At 38.4% G+C, this 18,259-nt stretch carries 12 protein-coding genes; all 12 read right to left on the minus strand.

Going from position 1 to position 18,259, the window contains the following annotated elements; all coding sequences use genetic code 11:
- Positions 1–38: 38 nt before the first annotated feature.
- The 12 genes from ACDX78_RS11475 to parE all read right to left on the minus strand — a co-directional run bounded on the left by ACDX78_RS11475 (position 39) and on the right by parE (position 18,199).
- Positions 39–902 carry a 5'-3' exonuclease gene (locus ACDX78_RS11475; RefSeq protein ID WP_486027981.1) on the minus strand — a complete coding sequence of 288 codons (864 nt, stop codon included), beginning with the start codon at positions 900–902 and terminating at the stop codon, positions 39–41.
- Entirely contained in the window at positions 892–4,551 is a 3,660-nt protein-coding gene (locus ACDX78_RS11480) for a dynamin family protein (RefSeq protein ID WP_486027982.1), read from the minus strand. Before ACDX78_RS11480 ends, ACDX78_RS11475 begins: the two co-directional genes overlap by 11 nt.
- A 138-nt stretch (positions 4,552–4,689) precedes the next feature.
- The gene (locus ACDX78_RS11485) at positions 4,690–5,148 is read right to left on the minus strand and encodes a flavin reductase family protein (RefSeq protein WP_486027984.1); all 459 of its coding nucleotides are present in this window, start codon (positions 5,146–5,148) and stop codon (positions 4,690–4,692) included.
- A 293-nt stretch (positions 5,149–5,441) separates the two neighbouring features.
- A complete protein-coding gene (locus ACDX78_RS11490) occupies positions 5,442–7,418 on the minus strand; it encodes an acetate--CoA ligase (RefSeq protein WP_486027986.1) in 1,977 nt (658 codons plus the stop codon).
- A 289-nt stretch (positions 7,419–7,707) separates the two neighbouring features.
- Positions 7,708–9,237 carry an acyl-CoA carboxylase subunit beta gene (locus ACDX78_RS11495; RefSeq protein WP_486027988.1) on the minus strand — a complete coding sequence of 510 codons (1,530 nt, stop codon included), beginning with the start codon at positions 9,235–9,237 and terminating at the stop codon, positions 7,708–7,710.
- A gap of 18 nt (positions 9,238–9,255) precedes the next feature.
- Positions 9,256–10,038 carry an enoyl-CoA hydratase gene (locus tag ACDX78_RS11500; RefSeq protein ID WP_486027990.1) on the minus strand — a complete coding sequence of 261 codons (783 nt, stop codon included), beginning with the start codon at positions 10,036–10,038 and terminating at the stop codon, positions 9,256–9,258.
- A gap of 87 nt (positions 10,039–10,125) precedes the next feature.
- Positions 10,126–10,335, minus strand: a complete 210-nt coding sequence (locus tag ACDX78_RS11505; protein WP_486027992.1) for an acetyl-CoA carboxylase biotin carboxyl carrier protein subunit — start codon at positions 10,333–10,335, stop codon at positions 10,126–10,128.
- A 12-nt stretch (positions 10,336–10,347) separates the two neighbouring features.
- Positions 10,348–11,703 carry an acetyl-CoA carboxylase biotin carboxylase subunit gene (locus ACDX78_RS11510; protein WP_486027994.1) on the minus strand — a complete coding sequence of 452 codons (1,356 nt, stop codon included), beginning with the start codon at positions 11,701–11,703 and terminating at the stop codon, positions 10,348–10,350.
- Positions 11,704–11,811: 108 nt separating this feature from the next.
- Positions 11,812–12,954 (minus strand): acyl-CoA dehydrogenase family protein, encoded by a 1,143-nt coding sequence (locus ACDX78_RS11515; RefSeq protein WP_486027996.1) that lies wholly within the window; start codon positions 12,952–12,954, stop codon positions 11,812–11,814.
- Between the two features lie 62 nt (positions 12,955–13,016).
- Positions 13,017–13,649 (minus strand): TetR/AcrR family transcriptional regulator, encoded by a 633-nt coding sequence (locus ACDX78_RS11520; RefSeq protein ID WP_486028031.1) that lies wholly within the window; start codon positions 13,647–13,649, stop codon positions 13,017–13,019.
- A gap of 117 nt (positions 13,650–13,766) precedes the next feature.
- Positions 13,767–16,220 (minus strand): DNA topoisomerase IV subunit A, encoded by a 2,454-nt coding sequence (gene parC / locus ACDX78_RS11525; protein WP_486027998.1) that lies wholly within the window; start codon positions 16,218–16,220, stop codon positions 13,767–13,769.
- 20 nt (positions 16,221–16,240) lie between these two features.
- Positions 16,241–18,199 (minus strand): DNA topoisomerase IV subunit B, encoded by a 1,959-nt coding sequence (parE, locus tag ACDX78_RS11530; protein WP_486028000.1) that lies wholly within the window; start codon positions 18,197–18,199, stop codon positions 16,241–16,243.
- Positions 18,200–18,259 lie beyond the last annotated feature (60 nt).

An 18,259-nucleotide genomic window follows, 5' to 3' on the forward strand; every position in this document is an offset into this window, starting at 1 on the left:
GGAAAATTCGTATTGTTTTATTACAGTAAACAAGCATACTATAAAAATTTACCGAGATTTTTAAATTCCAGCTTATTAAATTTGTCTTCTACTTTCGTTTTGTCAAATTGCCATACGGCTGTGTTCAATTCACAACTGACAGGGACATCACATTTGATCTCCGCAAGATTTCTGGATAAATACAGCATATCAATGTTCGTATTAATTTTATTTCTTATGCCTTTGGGAAGCTCATCTATGTTTTCAAGCAAACTATCAATGGTTTCATACTCCCTAATCAGTTTTAATGCGGTTTTCTCCCCTATTCCTTTTACGCCGGGATAATTATCAGAAGTATCCCCCATTAAACCTTTTAGATCAATCATTTGTTTCGGATTAATATTCTTTTTTTCATAGAAATTTTCCGCATTAAAAACTTCATAATTACCTTGCCCTTTTCGCATGATTGCTACGCGAACATTTTCCTGTACAAGCTGCAGTATATCCTGGTCACCGGTTAAAATAGTAACCTTATTTTCTGTAGCGTACTCTTTAGCCAATGTACCTATACAATCATCTGCTTCAAAATTTTCAAGTCCGATATTCGGAATTTCAAATGCTTCCATCACTTCCTTAATTAAATCAAATTGCGGAATAAGCTCCTCAGGTGGTGCTGACCTGTTCTGCTTATAACCTTCATATAATTCGGTGCGGAAGGTTTTACTCCCCATATCCCAGCAGCAAACCACATGCGTTGGCTGGAACGTGTTAACTGCATCCAGAAAATAACGCATAAATTGATAAATTCCATTAGTAGGAACGCCTTCACTTGTTTTCATAAAATTCCCCCGGAATGCCGTAGCAAAAAACCCGCGTAATAATAAAGCCATGCCATCCACTAATAATACCTGTTTATTTTCCATTTTTCTCCGTCTCCTGTACCTTATTCCATTCTAGTATTTCTTGTAATACTCGCTCTTTTTCTTTAACAATGTGCAAATCAACCGGTTTTGATAACATTTCAGCATAATGATCGATATGTTTATCTGCACTGCCTTTTATTTTTACTTTCATTTCGGTAACTAAACTTGTCCATTGCTCGTGGTATGCTTCCTGCATAAGTATCTTATTTTGATGAATATAATCTCCAGCAAGTGGCTCTACTTTTTCATATAATTGTTCCTTCATTAATTCTTTTTCATTTTTTTCAAAAAAAGCTTTCGTCCCTTTGAAAGTAGATAGTATTTTATCAAAACTTTTTGAATCAGCAGAAGGAAAGACCTCCTGATATGCTGGCGTTTCCAGTTTCTTCATTTCGAAATCAGGTACTGTGAAAGATTCGTCAATCTCATTACATTGTTCTGCAAGTGAAAAATATACTTCTTTTGCCAAAGTATTTATTTCACTTTCTACTCGCAATGAAACCGCCTGCAGTTCCTTAAGCAGCTCAAAAGCGACATAATCGATCAAGTTTTGTAAACTCATTCGTAACTGTATTTGGGCTTGCTTTCCCGACGCTGTTATTGTCGTAGGATTAAACATTTCTTTAAACATATCATGAAATCGAATAGATAACCTCTCGATAACATAAAATAATTGTTTTTCTATTTTCTGAGTCATTTGCTTTTCAAACACATCCGTTTCCATACCGTATATGGTATGATGCAATGTGTCTTTTCTTCTTGATAGTGTTCGTTTTAATGCTTCTTTTTCTTTATTATCCATATCCAATGATTGTAAATATTGCTGGGTTTGCTTAAACATACGCTGGAGATCCCATAATGCAGCATCCACCGTTAATGAAGTTAAATCATGATGAATAAAATGGAAAAATGCCTTTTCAAACTCGCCCATTTCCTGATTTAATGTTTGATCTTCCAATTTATTTTGCAGTGATCGTTTACTGGATACAGGATATAGCCTTGGAAAACGTACACCCAGCTGTATTAATTGATCTTCTGCATAATTCTTTACAAGCTGCAGTTCTTGATCATCATTTGCCAGGTCAGCAGCATTTATAATGAAGAACATTTTATCCATTTCAAATGTTTCTTTCACCCGTCCCAGCTGCATGAGAAAGTCTTTATCCGCTCGCGACAATGCGTGGTTATAATACGTGACGTAAAGAATGGCATCTGCGTACTTAATATAGTCAAATGATGCATTCGTATGCCTTGCATTCACGGAATCGGCTCCGGGAGTATCGACCAGCGTAATCCCCTGCCTTGTTACTGAACAATCATAATATAAATCTATAGATTCAATATAGCATGCTTTGGTTTCATCTGTTACATATTCGCTGAATGTGTTCAGGTCAATCGCAATTTTATTGCCTATATTTTCTTTTGCTGCATTATAACCGTTAATCATTGCCCTCAGATAGGATTGATATAAATTATTTAATTGTTCGTTTTGATGAATTTTATTTACAAGAACCCAATCTAATAACCCTTCAAATTCTGTCCCAGATGGAGAGAACTTTTTTGTGATGGACAGTAAATCATGTAGTAAAGTCTCTTTATCCTTCAAAGTAACTACAACAGTCCCGTGTTTATGTTGTTCTGTTACCGGATTTATTCGATTAATGGCTGCTGTGGTCGGATTAGGTGAAACAGGTAAAACTTTTTCACCTAACAATGCGTTTGCAAAAGATGATTTACCCGCACTGAAAGCACCGAATAGAGCAATCGTATAAGAACGGTGTGTTAACCGTTCCTGCTTACGTCCCAAATCATCTATCATTGTCTGAAAACCCGGTAATTCTTCTACAGTAGCCACTGCAGTCTCCATGCTCTTTAGCACATTTTCTACAGAATAGGAATTTGACGCTTCCTTTTTAGTATGAACAATGCTGTTCTCTTTCATCTTTTCAGACTCAGGAACTTTATGATTAAAATCAGTAACCACCACTTTTAGTGGCTGTTGCCTGTTTATTTGTTCCTTTTCAATCAATTTCCATGCACTTTCATTGACCGTATCTGTTTCCAGCTGTCTATCAATAGCAGCTGATTTATCGTTCAGCTCTGCCTCTAATTCAGCTCTTTTTCTATTATTATCCTTTAATTGCTGTAAATAATTGATCTCATTTTCAAGCTCTGTTCTTTGCTGTTTATTTTTTTTATGAATAACTTCATAAATGGCATCCCATAATTTTCGTGCTTTTTGCTTATATAAATTTTTTATATCAGCTGAAACGTCATTGGTATAGTTTAACACAAAGTCACCATTTAACTTTGCCCCTGGTTTTATTAACTTAACGACGTCCTCCGCTGTAAATTCTATATTCAGCCTTTGGATTTCATTTTGCAGTGTCGGATCATCTTCGCCATATGTTTTTAATAGGGCGGTAAATTTATCCCGTAATCTCCACTCAATAGCAGTATCCGTCGTTTCCTGTAAAGAGTTAATAAAGTCCGTCTGCCTCTCTTCCCTTTCCAGTTCTGTTTTCTTTTTACTATTAAATAAACCTACTTTAAAGTCATTTTGTTTGGATTCAAGAAACAGTTCTGCTTTATCCCTTAAACTGGAAGGCATTAAATAAGCATTCTTTAATGTTTGCTGTAACTCATGATGAAAATCCTCTTTTAACCGCAGAAGGTTGGCATCTATTTGGTCAAGTTTCATATATAATTCTTCTATTTGGTTAAAACCCACTTCTTCTTCCTGCATGTCATGGAGGGATAGTTTCTCCTCATATTGGTTTTTCAAAAAACGTTTATGAGATTCAATTACGTTTTTCACAGCGTGATCAATACTAGAGTACGCCTCTTTTTCCTCTCCCAAAATGGTGAAAAGCGTTTGTTTGATTTCAGGTAATTCATTTTGTTCCATAGATGGAGCAAATAATGATGAATAAAAGACTCGTACTGGCGATAAATTCCATTGATCAAACGTTTGTTTAATACTTCTATCGAACATACAAAAAGGTAATTCTGCTTCATCATGTTTATCAACTTGGTTAATAATCACATAGAAAGGTATCTCCTGCTCCTGCAACCCTTTTAAAAATCGTAAGTTAACTTCTGATTGAACATGATTATAATCCATGACGTAAAAAAGTACATCAACTAAATGCAATGAAGCTTCTGTCATCAATCGGTCTGCGTCATCCGCTGAATCAATGCCTGGAGTATCCATGATTTTACAGCCAGGAGGAATGATAGGCTTTGAGGTACTTATTTCCATCCTTTTGATGGCATCTTTATCTTTTGAATATTCCTTGATCATGTCAATATCATAAGGTTCCTTGTACTCTACCGGCTCCTGATTACGAAAAAAAACACGAGCCACTCCTTCACCTGAAGAGATCTCTACAATATTTGCACTTGTCGGTATAGGACTTTTAGGTAAAATCTCTGCACCTGTCAAAGTGCTTATCATGGAAGACTTTCCCGCAGAAAAGTGACCTGCAAAACTGACCATCATTTCCTTCTTATCCAGCTTCTCATACAACTCCAGAACCTTTGTTGCATTTTCATGATCCCTATTATCTATCATCATTTGATATAAAGCAGCCAAATGTTGTAATTGAACATTTGATCGTATTCTTTCCTTCAATATCACGCTATTCATGTCCCTTCTCATATCCTGTCAGCGTCTATTATACGAGACTTTATGTGCTTTTTCTACCATTATTTTTATTGTCAGTATTCTATAGATATAGGCAAAAGAAAAATACCAATCAAATCATCTGATCGGCATTAAATAGGTTTACTTCAATTGTTTATATTTTCCATCATGGAATATAACTGGTTCGGCTTTATTTACTTTTAATTCGGTTACTTCCGCTATAACTATCTTATGATCCCCTGCTTTTATTGTATCTTCCACCTTGCAGGAAAGTACAGCAATGGAATGATCAATGACAGGCGCTCCGTCCAGTTGGATAAAAGAAATCTCTCTGTCTTTTTTCTTTTGTTTAGCATAGATCATGGCAAGCTCTTTTTGTTTTTCTGACAATATGCTTACGCCAAATTTCTTTTCTTTCTGTAATATTGGATACATACTTGCTTTTTCATCTATAGAAACTGCAATTAATTTCGGTTTTAACGAAACAGACATAAATGCATTTACTGTCATTGCATTTATTTCGTAATCATCATTTGTTGATACAATGGTAATGCCAGTAGTAAATTGCCCCATGACATCACGAAACAAGCGACTATCCATTGTTTTAAGTTCCCCCTTTCCCATTATGGTTAGCATATCATTTTACAGGAAATAATTGAACAAAGATGTATTAAGTTAACATAATAAAATTACAGTATACTAAAATTGATTACTTGATGTTAAATACGATAAATTAGAATATTACTATTTTTACATTTTATTTTTAATATACACTACGAATTTTTTGGTTTAAAAAAAGGCCACAGATATTCAATTTATATCAGTGGCCATAAATGGAATTTAGAGGCTTGAACCCTTTTCAAATATACGAATAATAAAACTGCTTGTATAATTTATATTTTCGCATTCGTGTCAGCGGCGACAATTTCCCTAATATGGTTAATTGCCCCAGGATCTTCAAGTCCGGTCACATCACTGGATACATCTCCTTTTATTTGAACCTCCTTCAATAGCCTGCGCATAATCTTTCCGCTGACTGTTTTTGGCATGGATTCTACAAAAAAGATGTTTTGCGGGCGAGCCAACTGACCAATTCCCTTTATGATACTTTTTTCAATTTGTTTTTTCAGTTCCTCTCCTGCAGGAGTGCCTTCAGCTACTGTGGCATACACAACTGGTACCTCGCCTTTAATTTTGTCCGGCACGCCAATTACTGCGACTTCAGAAACTCCTTGGCATTCCAGGACTGCATTTTCTATTTCCATGGTACTCAGACGATGACCGGAGACGTTAAAGGCATCATCAGAACGACCCACAACCCAGAAAAATCCATCTTCATCCTCTAAGGCAATATCACTTGCGTAATAGCTTCCTTCCACCTGGCTGAAATATTTTTGATAATACCGCTCAGGTTCTCTCCATAATGTACGGCAAAGCATTGGAAACGGCTTACTGATGATTAGGTTCCCCAATGTACCTTTAGGGACGGGATTTCCTTCATCATCAACAATCTTTGCATCTGCGCCAAGAAACTGGACACCTGCCGCCCCTGGCTTCATCGGTGTAAGCCAAGCTGCTCCAGCTAATGGTGTTCCGGCTGTTTCCGTTTGCCCCCATGTATTATTGACACAAATATTTCCTCCCCCTAGTACATCTTTTGTCCAATACCACGTTTCCGGGTCAAATGGTTCTCCTACCAGGGATACAACATCGAGGCAAGCCAAGTCATAGCGTTCAAGTTTTCTTTCGCCCAGACTGCGGAGCATTCGCAATGCAGTAGGAGCTGTAAATAACTTATTCACCCGGTATTTTTCAATAATTTGATAAAAACGGTCCTGTTCCGGATAGTTGGGAGCCCCATCATAAACAACCGTTGTAACACCATTTGCCAGAGAGCCGACAACACCCCATATGTGCATCGTTAACCACCCGACATCAGCGGTACACCAAAAAACGTCATCAGGACGATGATCCATATGATATTTCGCATAAATATAGTTTTGAACAACAAAAGCCATACCGGCATGGACCACACCTTTAGGCTTCCCAGTTGTCCCGCTTGTGTAAAATACAATACCTGGTTCGTTCGCTTCAACATGTACAGGCTCAAATTCAATGGACGCCTTTTGCCTTTCTTCATGCCACCAGAAGTCTTTTCCTTTTTGCATAGATGGTTTTGTACCTAATCGGTTAACGACAACAACCGCATCTACGCTGGCAATGTCATCAACAACATTGTCAACTTTTTCTTTAAGCGGAATCACTTTACCACGTCGCAAACTGGCATCAGCGGTAACTACCACTTTCGGTTCATAACTTGACAGCCGATCGCTTAAAGACTGCTCTGAAAAACCCGAAAAGATGGTACTATAAACAGCCCCTATTCGAAAACAAGCCAGGATAGCAATAAACGACTCTGCAAGATTAGAAAGATAAATAGCAACAGGGTCGCCTTTTTGTATACCTAAAGACTGAAGTACATTAGCAAAACGATTCACCTCTGCGAGCAGCATGTTATAGGTGTAAAATTCGGTTTTTCCATCTTCCCCTTCCCAAATCAGCGCAGTTCTATTGCCAGCGCCATTTTCGATATGCCGATCCAACAGATTATAGCTAGGGTTGCTAATGCCTCCTTGGAAAAACTCAAAATCCGGCAAGCTGCCGCTCATCGTTTTTTCCCACGGTTTAAACCAATGTAATTCCTTCGCTGCTTCATTCCAAAATGCTTCAGGATCCTCCTGGGATTTTTTTAGCAAGGCTTGAAAAGCTTCACTGCTCCCAATTTCTGTTTCCCCCTGCTTCACTATATCCGGGTAGACAATTTTGCTTTCCTTAATAATGTCTTTAATTCCTCCCATATCTGTGCTCATGGATTCTCCCCCTTATGTTTTATATTTTCTGTTTGGAATTAACATTAAAAATTTTCGATGTAACCGTTATCATTTTTGTTCCAATCTTATTATGATGGAATTCTTTTAAAAAAGTGTGACTTTCTTTTTTTATACTAATTGCAGCCTTTCATCGGCAGCCCGTGGATAAGAAATCTTAACAATATACCGATACTGTCGTGATAGATTTTTTCCCGGAAATCTTGCTATATTTTAAAAGTGCAGGCAGGAAGGTGTGTCCTTTCCTGCCTCCCAAAATAAAAACTAATATTTAAACCGGATAAACTCCATGTTTTCTTTCTGTGAAGGTTACATTTTTACTTTCGTAAGCAGCATAGCGGTTAATCAGTTCTTCCCGTAATTTATTCGGATCAATGACTGCATCAATGACCATTTCAGATGCCAATCGATATATATCAATATTATCCTTATATTCATCCTGTTTTTCTTTAATAAATGCAGGACGCTCTTCTTCCGGCAGTTCTGCTATTTTATTTGCATACACTGCATTTACAGCAGCTTCCGGTCCCATCACTGCAACTTGAGCGGTTGGAAATGCCAGGCAGCAATCAGGATCAAAAGCGGGACCAGCCATAGCATATAAACCGGCTCCATAAGCTTTTCTCACAATTACTGAAATTTTAGGAACAGTAGCTTCACTCATTGCAGACAACATTTTCGCCCCGTGACGAATGATGCCAGCACGCTCTACTTTTGTGCCAATCATAAAACCAGGTACATCTACCAGGAACAATAACGGAATATGGAAGGCATCGCATAATTGCATGAATTTAGCTGCTTTATCTGCAGAGTCGTGAAATAATACCCCACCTTTCATCCTTGGCTGGTTTGCAATAATTCCGACTGATTTTCCATCTATCCTGGCAAGACCCGTAATGAGTTCCTGTGCAAAATTCTTTTTAATTTCGCAAAAACTGTCTTCATCAATAACACGGTTAATTAATTCAAGCATATCAAAAGGTGCATTTTGATTCTCAGGTATAAGATCAGTAATAGACTTTTCGAAATCCTTCTTTTCCTTTGCTTCCATCGCTTTTGGTTTACTTCGGAAATTGCCAGGAAAATAGCTTAAATAATTGCGGGAATATGCAATAGCTTCTTCCTCGGATTTCACTAACACATCTCCTACCCCGGAAACAGAGGTATGCATGTTGGCCCCGCCCATTTCTTCCAGGGATACTTTTTCACCGATTACCTTTTCAGCCATCCGCGGTGAACCTAAATACATAGAAGCATTTCCATCGACCATAACGACGATGTCACAAAAGGCCGGGATATACGCGCCGCCTGCTGCTGACGGGCCAAACAATAAACAAACCTGCGGAACCCGTCCGGATAATTTTATTTGATTATGAAAAATTCTCCCCGCTCCCCGACGCCCGGGAAACATTTCAATTTGGTCCGTAATTCTTGCTCCTGCAGAATCTACTAAATAAATCATTGGAATTTCCAGTTTTTCTGCCGTTTCTTGAATACGAATTATTTTTTCTACTGTTCTTTTCCCCCACGAACCTGCTTTTACTGTGGAATCGTTAGCCATTACGCATACGGATTGTCCATTTACTTTCCCGATTCCTGTAACCACTCCGTCTGATGGCAGGGTATCATCCATGCAATTGGCAAAAAAAGCATCTTCTACATCCATACCTTCATCAAATAATAATTCAAGACGCTTTCTTACAAATAATTTCCCTTTTTCCTCATTTTTTTGATGATATTTTTCCAAGCCGCCTTTTTCTATTTTTCCAATCCTGTTTTGTAAATCTTCAACATACGACATTTCTTCATTCCTCCTGCTTCATTCACCTTTATATACAGGTTTTCTTTTTTCACGGAAAGCTTGCAGCCCTTCCAAACGATCCTTTGTTGGTATCGTTTCTTTATAAGCAAGATGTTCTATAGTGAGACCTGCGGAAAGATCTGTTTGCATACCATGATTAATAGCTGTCTTTGCTTGTTTTAATGCTATTGGGCCATTACTGGCGACTTTTTCAGCCATCTGTAAAGCGGTTTCAAGAACAGATTCATTCTCTGCAATTCCCTCAACAAGTCCTATGGATAATGCTTCTTCTGCTGTAATAGCTGATGCAGTATAAATAAGCCGCTTTGCTTGTCCCGGGCCGACTAAACGGGGCAGACGCTGTGTTCCACCCGCTCCCGGGATAATAGCAAGTGAGGTTTCGGTTAATCCCATTTTAACGTTTTTACCAGCAATACGAAGATCACATGCTAAAGCAAGTTCAAGTCCTCCGCCGAAAGCTACCCCGTTCAAGGCCGCGATCACAGGCACTTTTATTTTTTCAACCAGCGTAACCGTTTCACCTATATTTTTTACTGCTTCAATTACCTGAGCTTCAGACATTCCTTTTCTTTCTTTTAAATCAGCTCCGGCACAAAAAGCCTTTTCGCCGTTTCCGGTAATCACTGCACAATACACAGCCGGATCATTTTCTATGTCATGGACTGCCTTAGCCAAACCTGCCAATAAAGATTTTGACATGGCATTGGCCGCTTCAGGCCGATTAAGCGTAATCAGGCCAATATGATCATCCACTTTCTTATAATCTATCAGTTGAGTCATTTTTACCTCCCCGCGATTTAAATGATAATTCTTATATAAAATCCTCATACAGCTTCTTTCCTTTGAGGAGCTGTTCCCGGCAGCTAATTAATCAATAACTGCAATAACATCGCCTTCATTCACAAAATCCCCTTCATTCACCTTTAATTCAGTAACTGTACCTGCCTTTTCCGCAGCAATTGGGATTTCCATTTTCATTGATTCCAGAATGACAACATCCTGATCAGTTTCGACTTTATCTCCCTCTTTTATATTTACTTTCCATACGTTTCCTGCCATGTTTGCCTTTAATTCCATCAGTTATTCCTCCTAATTTGTTTTTGCTAAAGGTAAATAATGTTTTTGAACAAAATCTGTCGTCGTATTCCCTATCTTAAATTCTTCATGATCAACAACTTTTAAAAGCATGGGAATATTCGTTTTTATCCCTTCTATTTTATATTGCAGCAAAGCGTCTTTCAATAAAGAAATAGCTTCCTGCCTTGTATCGCCTTTGACAATCAGTTTGCCTATCATTGGATCATAAAAAGGTGTAACATCAACATCTTCTGTTACCGATAGCTCATTTCGAATGAAATCTCCCTTTGGTTCTTCAAACTTTGATAGATATCCTGGAGAAGGAAAAAATGTTACCGGATCTTCCGCATAAATACGCGCTTCAATGGAATGCCCATTTATTTTTATATCTTTCTGTTCTATTTTTAGGGGCTTACCCTGGGCAATTTTTAACTGTTGTTCCACAATATCAACACCTGTAATTTCTTCTGTTACAGGATGTTCCACTTGTATTCTCGTATTCATTTCAAGAAAGTAATAATTTTCATTTTCATCTACCAGAAATTCAATCGTACCTGCATTTGTATAATGCAGTGCTCTAGCAGCAGATACCGCAGCCTCTCCCATTGCCTTTCTCGTTTCTTGTGAAATAAAGGAAGAGGGTGCTTCTTCAATTACTTTCTGGTTTCTGCGTTGAACCGAACACTCACGCTCGAATAAATGAATGGCATTTCCATGTTCATCAGCCAACAGCTGTATTTCAATATGACGGGCGTTTTCCAGTTTTTTCTCCAAAAACATGGATCCATCACCAAAAAATGTTAGAGCACGTTTCGAATTACTTTCAAATGCTTTAGTTAATTCATCATCAGATTTTACTACCTGCATGCCAATACCGCCGCCTCCTGCAGAAGCTTTAAGCATAATTGGATAGCCTATTTTGTGAGCTGTTTCAATCGCTTCCTCCAGTGAATCTACCCCTCCGTCAGTACCTGGCACTACTGGAACGCCTGCTTCTTTCATTGTCTTTCTGGCAGCAATTTTACTGCCCATCTGTCTCATTACTTCACTGGAAGGACCAATAAAAATAAGTCCTTCATTCTGGCATCTCTGAACGAATTCCCCGTTTTCACTTAAAAACCCGTAACCGGGATGGATGGCATCTGCACCTGCATCTTTTGCAATAGATATAATTTTATCCACATTTAAATAGCTTTCATTTACACGGGGCGGCCCAATAAGTTGACTTTCATCCGCTATCTTAACATAGGGCGCTTGTTGATCAGCTTCAGAATAAACTGCTACTGTTTTAATTCCAAGATTCTGGCAGGTACGGATAATGCGCGCAGCAATCTCCCCTCGATTCGCTATAAGTATTTTTTGAATCATGAACTTCCTCCTAACTGAAACACTTTTATTATCATTTATTCTTTTTACTTGAAGTACTTCCACAAACGCAATATGCTTTGGAAATTATAAGAAACATGCAAGTTGAAACTAGCAACCTAGTTGTCTTGCAATTACAAGCCGCTGTATCTCCGATGTACCTTCGCCGATTTCCAATAATTTTGCATCTCGCAAATATCTTTCCACTTCATATTCACGCATGTAGCCATAACCTCCATGAATCTGGATTGCTTGGTTTGCTGCACGGAATGCCGTTTCAGTTGCATAGAGTTTAGCGTATGCTGCTTCTTTACTGAATGGCTTTTCCTGATCCTTTAACCACGCTGCCTTGTGCACCATGTTCCTGGCTAATTCAACTTCCATTGACATATCTGCCAGTTTAAATTGAATGGACTGGAAGCTTGAAATAGATTTTCCGAACTGTTTTCTCTCTTTCGCATAGCTAAGCGCCTTATCCAGTGAAGCTTGTGCTATGCCTAAACCTAATGCCGCGATGGAAATCCTGCCCCCATCCAGGGTATACAAAAATTGCTTAAAACCTTTATCTGGATCACCAAGCAAATTTTCTTGCGGGACTCGGACATTATCTAACACGATTTCGGCTGTATCGGAACCACGCACCCCCATCTTATCATAATTACTTGTGATCGTTAGACCTTCACTATCTGATGGAACAATGATTGCCGATATAATATTTTTGCCATTAGCCTGCTTTCCGGTGACAGCGGTTACAATAATGGTTTCGGCAAAACCTGCGTTGGTAATAAAGCATTTTTCCCCATTAATAATGAAATCATCGCCATCTTCCACTGCAGTTGTCTTTGTTCCGCCTGCATCAGATCCGGCATTTGGTTCGGTTAAACCAAAAGACCCTAACGCTTTGCCGCTTGCCAGTGGTGTTAAATAATTCTTTTTCTGAGCTTCTGTTCCAAAATAATAAATCGGGCTGGCTCCTAATGAAACAGCAGCGGCATAACTCAAACCGGTGCTTCCACAAATACGGCCAATTTCTTCTACAGCCAAAGCATAAGACAAAGTATCCCCGTTTGAGCCTCCAAACTCCTCGGGAAACGGAATACCCAATAATCCCAGTTCTCCCATTTGGTCAAAGATTTCCACCGGAAATTTTGCTTCTTTGTCAATTTCAATTGCTTTTGGCTGAATTGTATCTTCCGCAAAATCCCTCACCATTTTTTTTATCATAAGTTGTTCTTTCGTTAATTCGAAGTTCATATTTTTCCTCCTGTATAAATGTTGAGACCGACCAGTCGGTCTGATACTGGCTTAAAAAAAGCTTACTTTAAAAAGAAAGGCTTTTCAATTAATAAGTCCATATATCCTGCACTTGAAATAGATTCCGGTTCTAAGATAGCACTTAAAATTAAATCCATATATATATCCCCAATTTCATCAATCGTATTTTCTCCATCTGGCTGGTACCATTTATATGTCCAGTTAACCATCCCCAGTACAGCCATAGCTGTTATTTCAATCGGAAGATCCTGGCGGAATTCCCCGTTCTTTTTCCCCTCACTGATTACTTGAACGATCATTTGTCTAAATTGATCTCTTTTCTTTTTAATTTTTATTTCATATTCCGGTTTCAAATATTTATTTTCCTGGTAGAATACAGCAAGATGGGCTTTATACAGGTCGAATACTTTCACAAAATCCTTTATAATAGCTTGTAACTTTTTCGTTGGTGATTCATAAGTACTATTTGCGATCATTGCTTTTTGGATTACATGTGTGATGAATGTATCGTGTATAACATACAATAATTCATCCTTTGATGAAAAATGGTGATAAAAACCACCCTTGGAGGTTCCTGCTTCTTTTACAATTTGATTTACGGAAACCCCATGAAACCCATACTTTTCAAATAAATTTAACGAAGATTGAACAATCTCTTCACGCAAACCCGCTATATTCCCACTCCTTTCTCAAATTAATACTTAGTTTACCATTTTATTCTGAATCTATAAAGAGTTTGAAAGGAATTTTTTGTAAGCCTTATCAACTTTTTTGCAAATTGACAGGAAGATTTAATCTTCCTGTCCGTTGTCAAAAGGCTTTTCATATAAAGCTTCTTTCCATACTTCCACTACTTCTCCCTGATTATCTGAATCAATAACAAACGATCCATTACTCTGCTTGTCACTTAAAGGGAATTCAAGCGGGAATAAGGAAGAGCTATCTCCTTCATTTGTTAAAAAGCGTATCGTATTATTTTCATGTACCAGGAAGAAACCTATGACACGATGGGGCTTTCTTTTTAATTCCCTTAGCATCAGCTTTCCTCTTTTTGCCCTGCTGGTTTTTTCCATTTCTTTTAATTTCATTCGTTTAATAGCACCACGCTGTGTGATGAGGACGATTGATGGTTCGGAAAGTTCATCAAAAGTATGGGCACTTACTACGTAATCTTCACCTTTCAAATTAATGGCTTTAACCCCTGTTGCACGCTGACCAACTACATTAACCTCTGTTTCGTGATACCAAAGTCCATATCCTTTATTAGACGTAATGAAGATATCAGAATAACCATTTGTCTGACATACATTGACCACTTCATCATCATCTTTTAAGTTTAGTGCAATCAATGCTTTGGAATATCTTTGTGCATCATAAAGCTTCATTTCACTTCGCTTAACCATTCCATTTTTACTGAAGAATATTAAATACTCATCTGCTTCAAACTTCCTGACTGGGATACATTTAACAATTCGTTCATCTTTTTCAATTGGCACGATATTGGATACATGCTGGCCCAGATCTTTCCAGCGTATTTCAGAAAGTTTATGGACCGGTAAACATATATAATTACCTTTATTCGTAAATAACAAAACAGTGTCCGTGGTGTTTAGCTCCAATAATCCAACGACATGATCATTATCTTTAATGGCAAAATCCTGTCCATTTGACGCTCCATAAGATCGCAAGCTGGTTCTTTTCATGTAACCATCTTTTGTTACCGAAACAAGGACATCTTCTCTTGGAACAACGACCTCAATATCTATTTTCAGTTCTTCAATTTCATCTTCAATTATTGTTCTTCTTGGGTCTCCAAACCTTTTTTTGATCTGCCTTAAATCTTTCTTTATCGTCTGAAGCAGCTTTTTGTCGCTATTCAAAACAGCTTCCAACTCATTAATTTGCTTCTTTAGCTCATCCGCTTCTTGTTCCAATGATTTTATATCTGTATTTGTTAAACGGTAAAGCTGTAATGTAACAATGGCTTCAGCTTGTTTTTCCGAAAAACCAAATTTTGACATGATGCTGTTTTTTGCATCCTTTTTATCTTTCGATGCGCGAATGGTTGCAATTAATTCATCTAAAATGGAAATGGCTTTTATTAAGCCTTCTACAATATGAGCCCGGTTCTTCGCTTTATTTAAATCATAGGTTGATTGTCTAATAACAACTTGTTTCTGATGCTCGATATAAGCATCGATCAGATTGGGAAGGGATAATAGTTTTGGTGTTTTGTCCTGAATAGCTACCATATTGAAATGGTATGTAATTTGCAGGTCTGTATTTTTAAATAAATAATTTAATACACCCTCACTATTAACTCCTTTCTTGAGTTCAATGACTACTCTAAGCCCCGTGCGATCCGTTTCATCCCGTACTTCGGCAATTCCTTCCACTTTTCTGTCAATACGCAGCTCATCCATTTTTTTAACCATTGTTGCTTTATTTACTTCATAAGGAATTTCGTCAATAATAATTTGCTCACGGCTGCCGCGTATATTTTCTATTCTCGTCTTTCCGCGAACGACAATTTTCCCCTTGCCTGTTTCATATGCCTCTTTTATTCCTTTTTTCCCCTGTATGATCCCACCTGTAGGAAAATCTGGTCCTTTCAGTACTTGGATTAGCTGATCTACTCCACAATTTGGAGTATCTATTTTCATGATTACCGCATCAATTGCTTCAGACAGGTTGTGCGGCGGAATATCCGTGGCATACCCTGCAGAAATACCTGTTGAACCATTAACAAGAAGTCCCGGAAATTTAGAAGGCAGCACGACAGGTTCTAATAATGTATCGTCAAAGTTTGGTATAAAATCTACCGTTTCTTTATCAATATCCCGCAGCAGTTCAGATGAAATATTTGCCAGTCTGGCTTCTGTATAACGCATTGCTGCCGGTGGATCTCCGTCAATACTCCCGTTATTTCCGTGCATTTCAATCAGCACATTACGTATTTTCCAATCCTGGCTTAGTCTTACCATGGCCTCGTAAACGGAAGAATCTCCGTGCGGATGGTAATTCCCTATTACTGTTCCTACGGTCTTTGCGGATTTACGGAAGTTTTTATCAAACGTATTTCCTTCCTGATGCATTGCATATAGTATTCTTCTTTGTACTGGCTTTAATCCGTCTCGTGCATCCGGTAATGCTCTATCTTGAATAATATATTTACTGTATCTTCCAAATCGATCACCAATTACTTCTTCTAAAGGAAGGTCCAGATAAGTTTCTGATTGTGGCAAACCAATTCCCCCCAATTACCTCAAGCTTCAGTATGAATTTTTTCATTTTCCAATATATTGTCATCTTCCACCATGCCAAATTCAACATTGCCTTCAATCCATTTTCTCCTTGGAGCTACTTTATCCCCCATTAACGTCGTAACTCTGCGGTCTGCTCTGGCAAGATCTTCCAAGGTTACGCGGATTAATGTGCGCGTTTCTGGATTCATCGTTGTTTCCCACAGCTGGTCTGCATTCATTTCACCCAGCCCTTTATAGCGTTGAATAATATATCCATTTTTAAATTTTTTCACTGCCTCTTCCCTTTCCTTTTCATTCCAGGCATAAACAATTTGTTCTTTTTTTCCTTTCCCTTTAGAAATTTTATAGAGCGGCGGGAGAGCAATAAATATTTTTCCTATTTCCACAAGCTGCCGCATATATCTGTAAAAAAACGTGAGTAACAGCACTTGAATGTGAGCTCCGTCGGTATCTGCATCAGTCATAATAATTATTTTATCATACTGCACATCTTTTAAGTCGAAATCTCCACCAACTCCTGCACCTACTGTATGAATAATGGTGGATATTTCCTCGTTCTTAAAAACATCTTCCAATTTCGCTTTCTCCGTATTTATTACTTTACCCCTTAGTGGAAGCACAGCTTGAAACTTACGGTCTCTTCCTTGCTTTGCAGATCCGCCTGCAGAGTCCCCTTCAACTAGATATAATTCATTTTTCTTAGCGTTTCTTGACTGGGCAGGTGTTAGCTTTCCGCTCAATAAAGCATCTTTCCTCCGTTTTTTCTTGCCTGTTCTGGCATCTTCCCGCGCTTTACGAGCAGCTTCTCGGGCTTCTTTAGCTTTCACCGACTTTTTAATTAACAGACCGGCAATGTCGCCATTTTCCTCCAAAAAGTAGGAGAGCCCTTCCGAAACTGCAGCGTCCACGCCAGAGCGTGCCTCTGTTGTCCCGAGCTTCCCTTTTGTCTGACCTTCAAACTGAAGTTTTTCTTCCGTAATGCGGACAGAAACAATCGCTGTTAAGCCTTCTCTTATATCTGTGCCCTCAAGATTTTTATCCTTTTCCTTTAGGAGACCTGCTTTCCTTGCATAATCATTGAATGCTCTTGTAATGGCAGTTCTCGCACCGGATTCATGTGTACCGCCATCTTTTGTGCGTACATGGTTTACAAAGGAAAGCATATTTTCTGCATATCCATCATTAAACTGAAACGCAAAATCTACTTCGATATCCTGATGCTCCCCGTCAAAGGATACAACCTGATGCAGTGAGTCCTTATCTTCGTTCAAATAGTCAACAAATGATTTAAGACCTTCGGGATATTCATAAGTTTCTTGCACTTCATTTCTTTCATCAATGACTTCTATTTTCAAGCCCTTTAATAGAAAAGCTGATTCCCTTAACCTTTCCGAAAGTATCTCAAAATCGTAGTTGGTTACTGAAAAAATACTTGTATCAGGTTTAAAATGAATCGTCGTGCCTTTTTTTCTCGTTGCCCCCTTCTTTTCAAGGGAACCAACCGGTTTACCTCCGTTTTCAAAACGCTGATAATACGTATTGCCCTCCCGGTGAATGGTTACTTCAAGCCACTCGGAAAGCGCGTTTACTACAGAAGCACCTACACCATGCAGACCGCCGCTGGTTTTATATCCGCCCTGACCGAATTTTCCTCCTGCATGAAGTACCGTGAATATTACTTCAGTAGTTGGAACCCCTGTCTTGTGCATCCCCGTGGGAATTCCCCGGCCATTATCCACCACAGAAATACTATTATCTTTATGTATGGTTACCTTAATAAAATTACCATACCCAGCTAACGCTTCATCAACTGCATTATCAACAATTTCAAACACTAAATGGTGCAAACCGCGTAAGTCAGTACTGCCAATATACATACCAGGTCTTTTTCTTACAGCATCAAGTCCTTCTAAAACTTGAATCGAATCATCCGAGTATTGCGTTGTTTTTTGATTCAAGCTATTCCTGCTCCTTTCAATTATAAGCGTGCATGATTTCTATGATATTAACATTTTAGT

The sequence above is a fragment of the Virgibacillus oceani genome (assembly GCF_041521345.1).
Lineage (GTDB): Bacteria > Bacillota > Bacilli > Bacillales > Amphibacillaceae > Virgibacillus_N > Virgibacillus_N oceani_A.

Excerpts from the sequence above, each read along its gene's own strand:
- ACDX78_RS11505 (WP_486027992.1), bottom strand. The coding sequence starts at position 10,335 with ATGGAATTAAAGGCAAACATGGCAGGAAACGTATGGAAAGTAAATATA.
- ACDX78_RS11475 (WP_486027981.1), bottom strand. The coding sequence starts at position 902 with ATGGAAAATAAACAGGTATTATTAGTGGATGGCATGGCTTTATTATTA.
- ACDX78_RS11480 (WP_486027982.1), bottom strand. The coding sequence starts at position 4,551 with ATGAATAGCGTGATATTGAAGGAAAGAATACGATCAAATGTTCAATTA.
- ACDX78_RS11495 (WP_486027988.1), bottom strand. The coding sequence starts at position 9,237 with ATGTCGTATGTTGAAGATTTACAAAACAGGATTGGAAAAATAGAAAAA.
- ACDX78_RS11485 (WP_486027984.1), bottom strand. The coding sequence starts at position 5,148 with ATGGATAGTCGCTTGTTTCGTGATGTCATGGGGCAATTTACTACTGGC.
- ACDX78_RS11515 (WP_486027996.1), bottom strand. The coding sequence starts at position 12,954 with ATGAACTTCGAATTAACGAAAGAACAACTTATGATAAAAAAAATGGTG.
- ACDX78_RS11490 (WP_486027986.1), bottom strand. The coding sequence starts at position 7,418 with ATGAGCACAGATATGGGAGGAATTAAAGACATTATTAAGGAAAGCAAA.
- ACDX78_RS11500 (WP_486027990.1), bottom strand. The coding sequence starts at position 10,038 with ATGACTCAACTGATAGATTATAAGAAAGTGGATGATCATATTGGCCTG.
- ACDX78_RS11510 (WP_486027994.1), bottom strand. The coding sequence starts at position 11,703 with ATGATTCAAAAAATACTTATAGCGAATCGAGGGGAGATTGCTGCGCGC.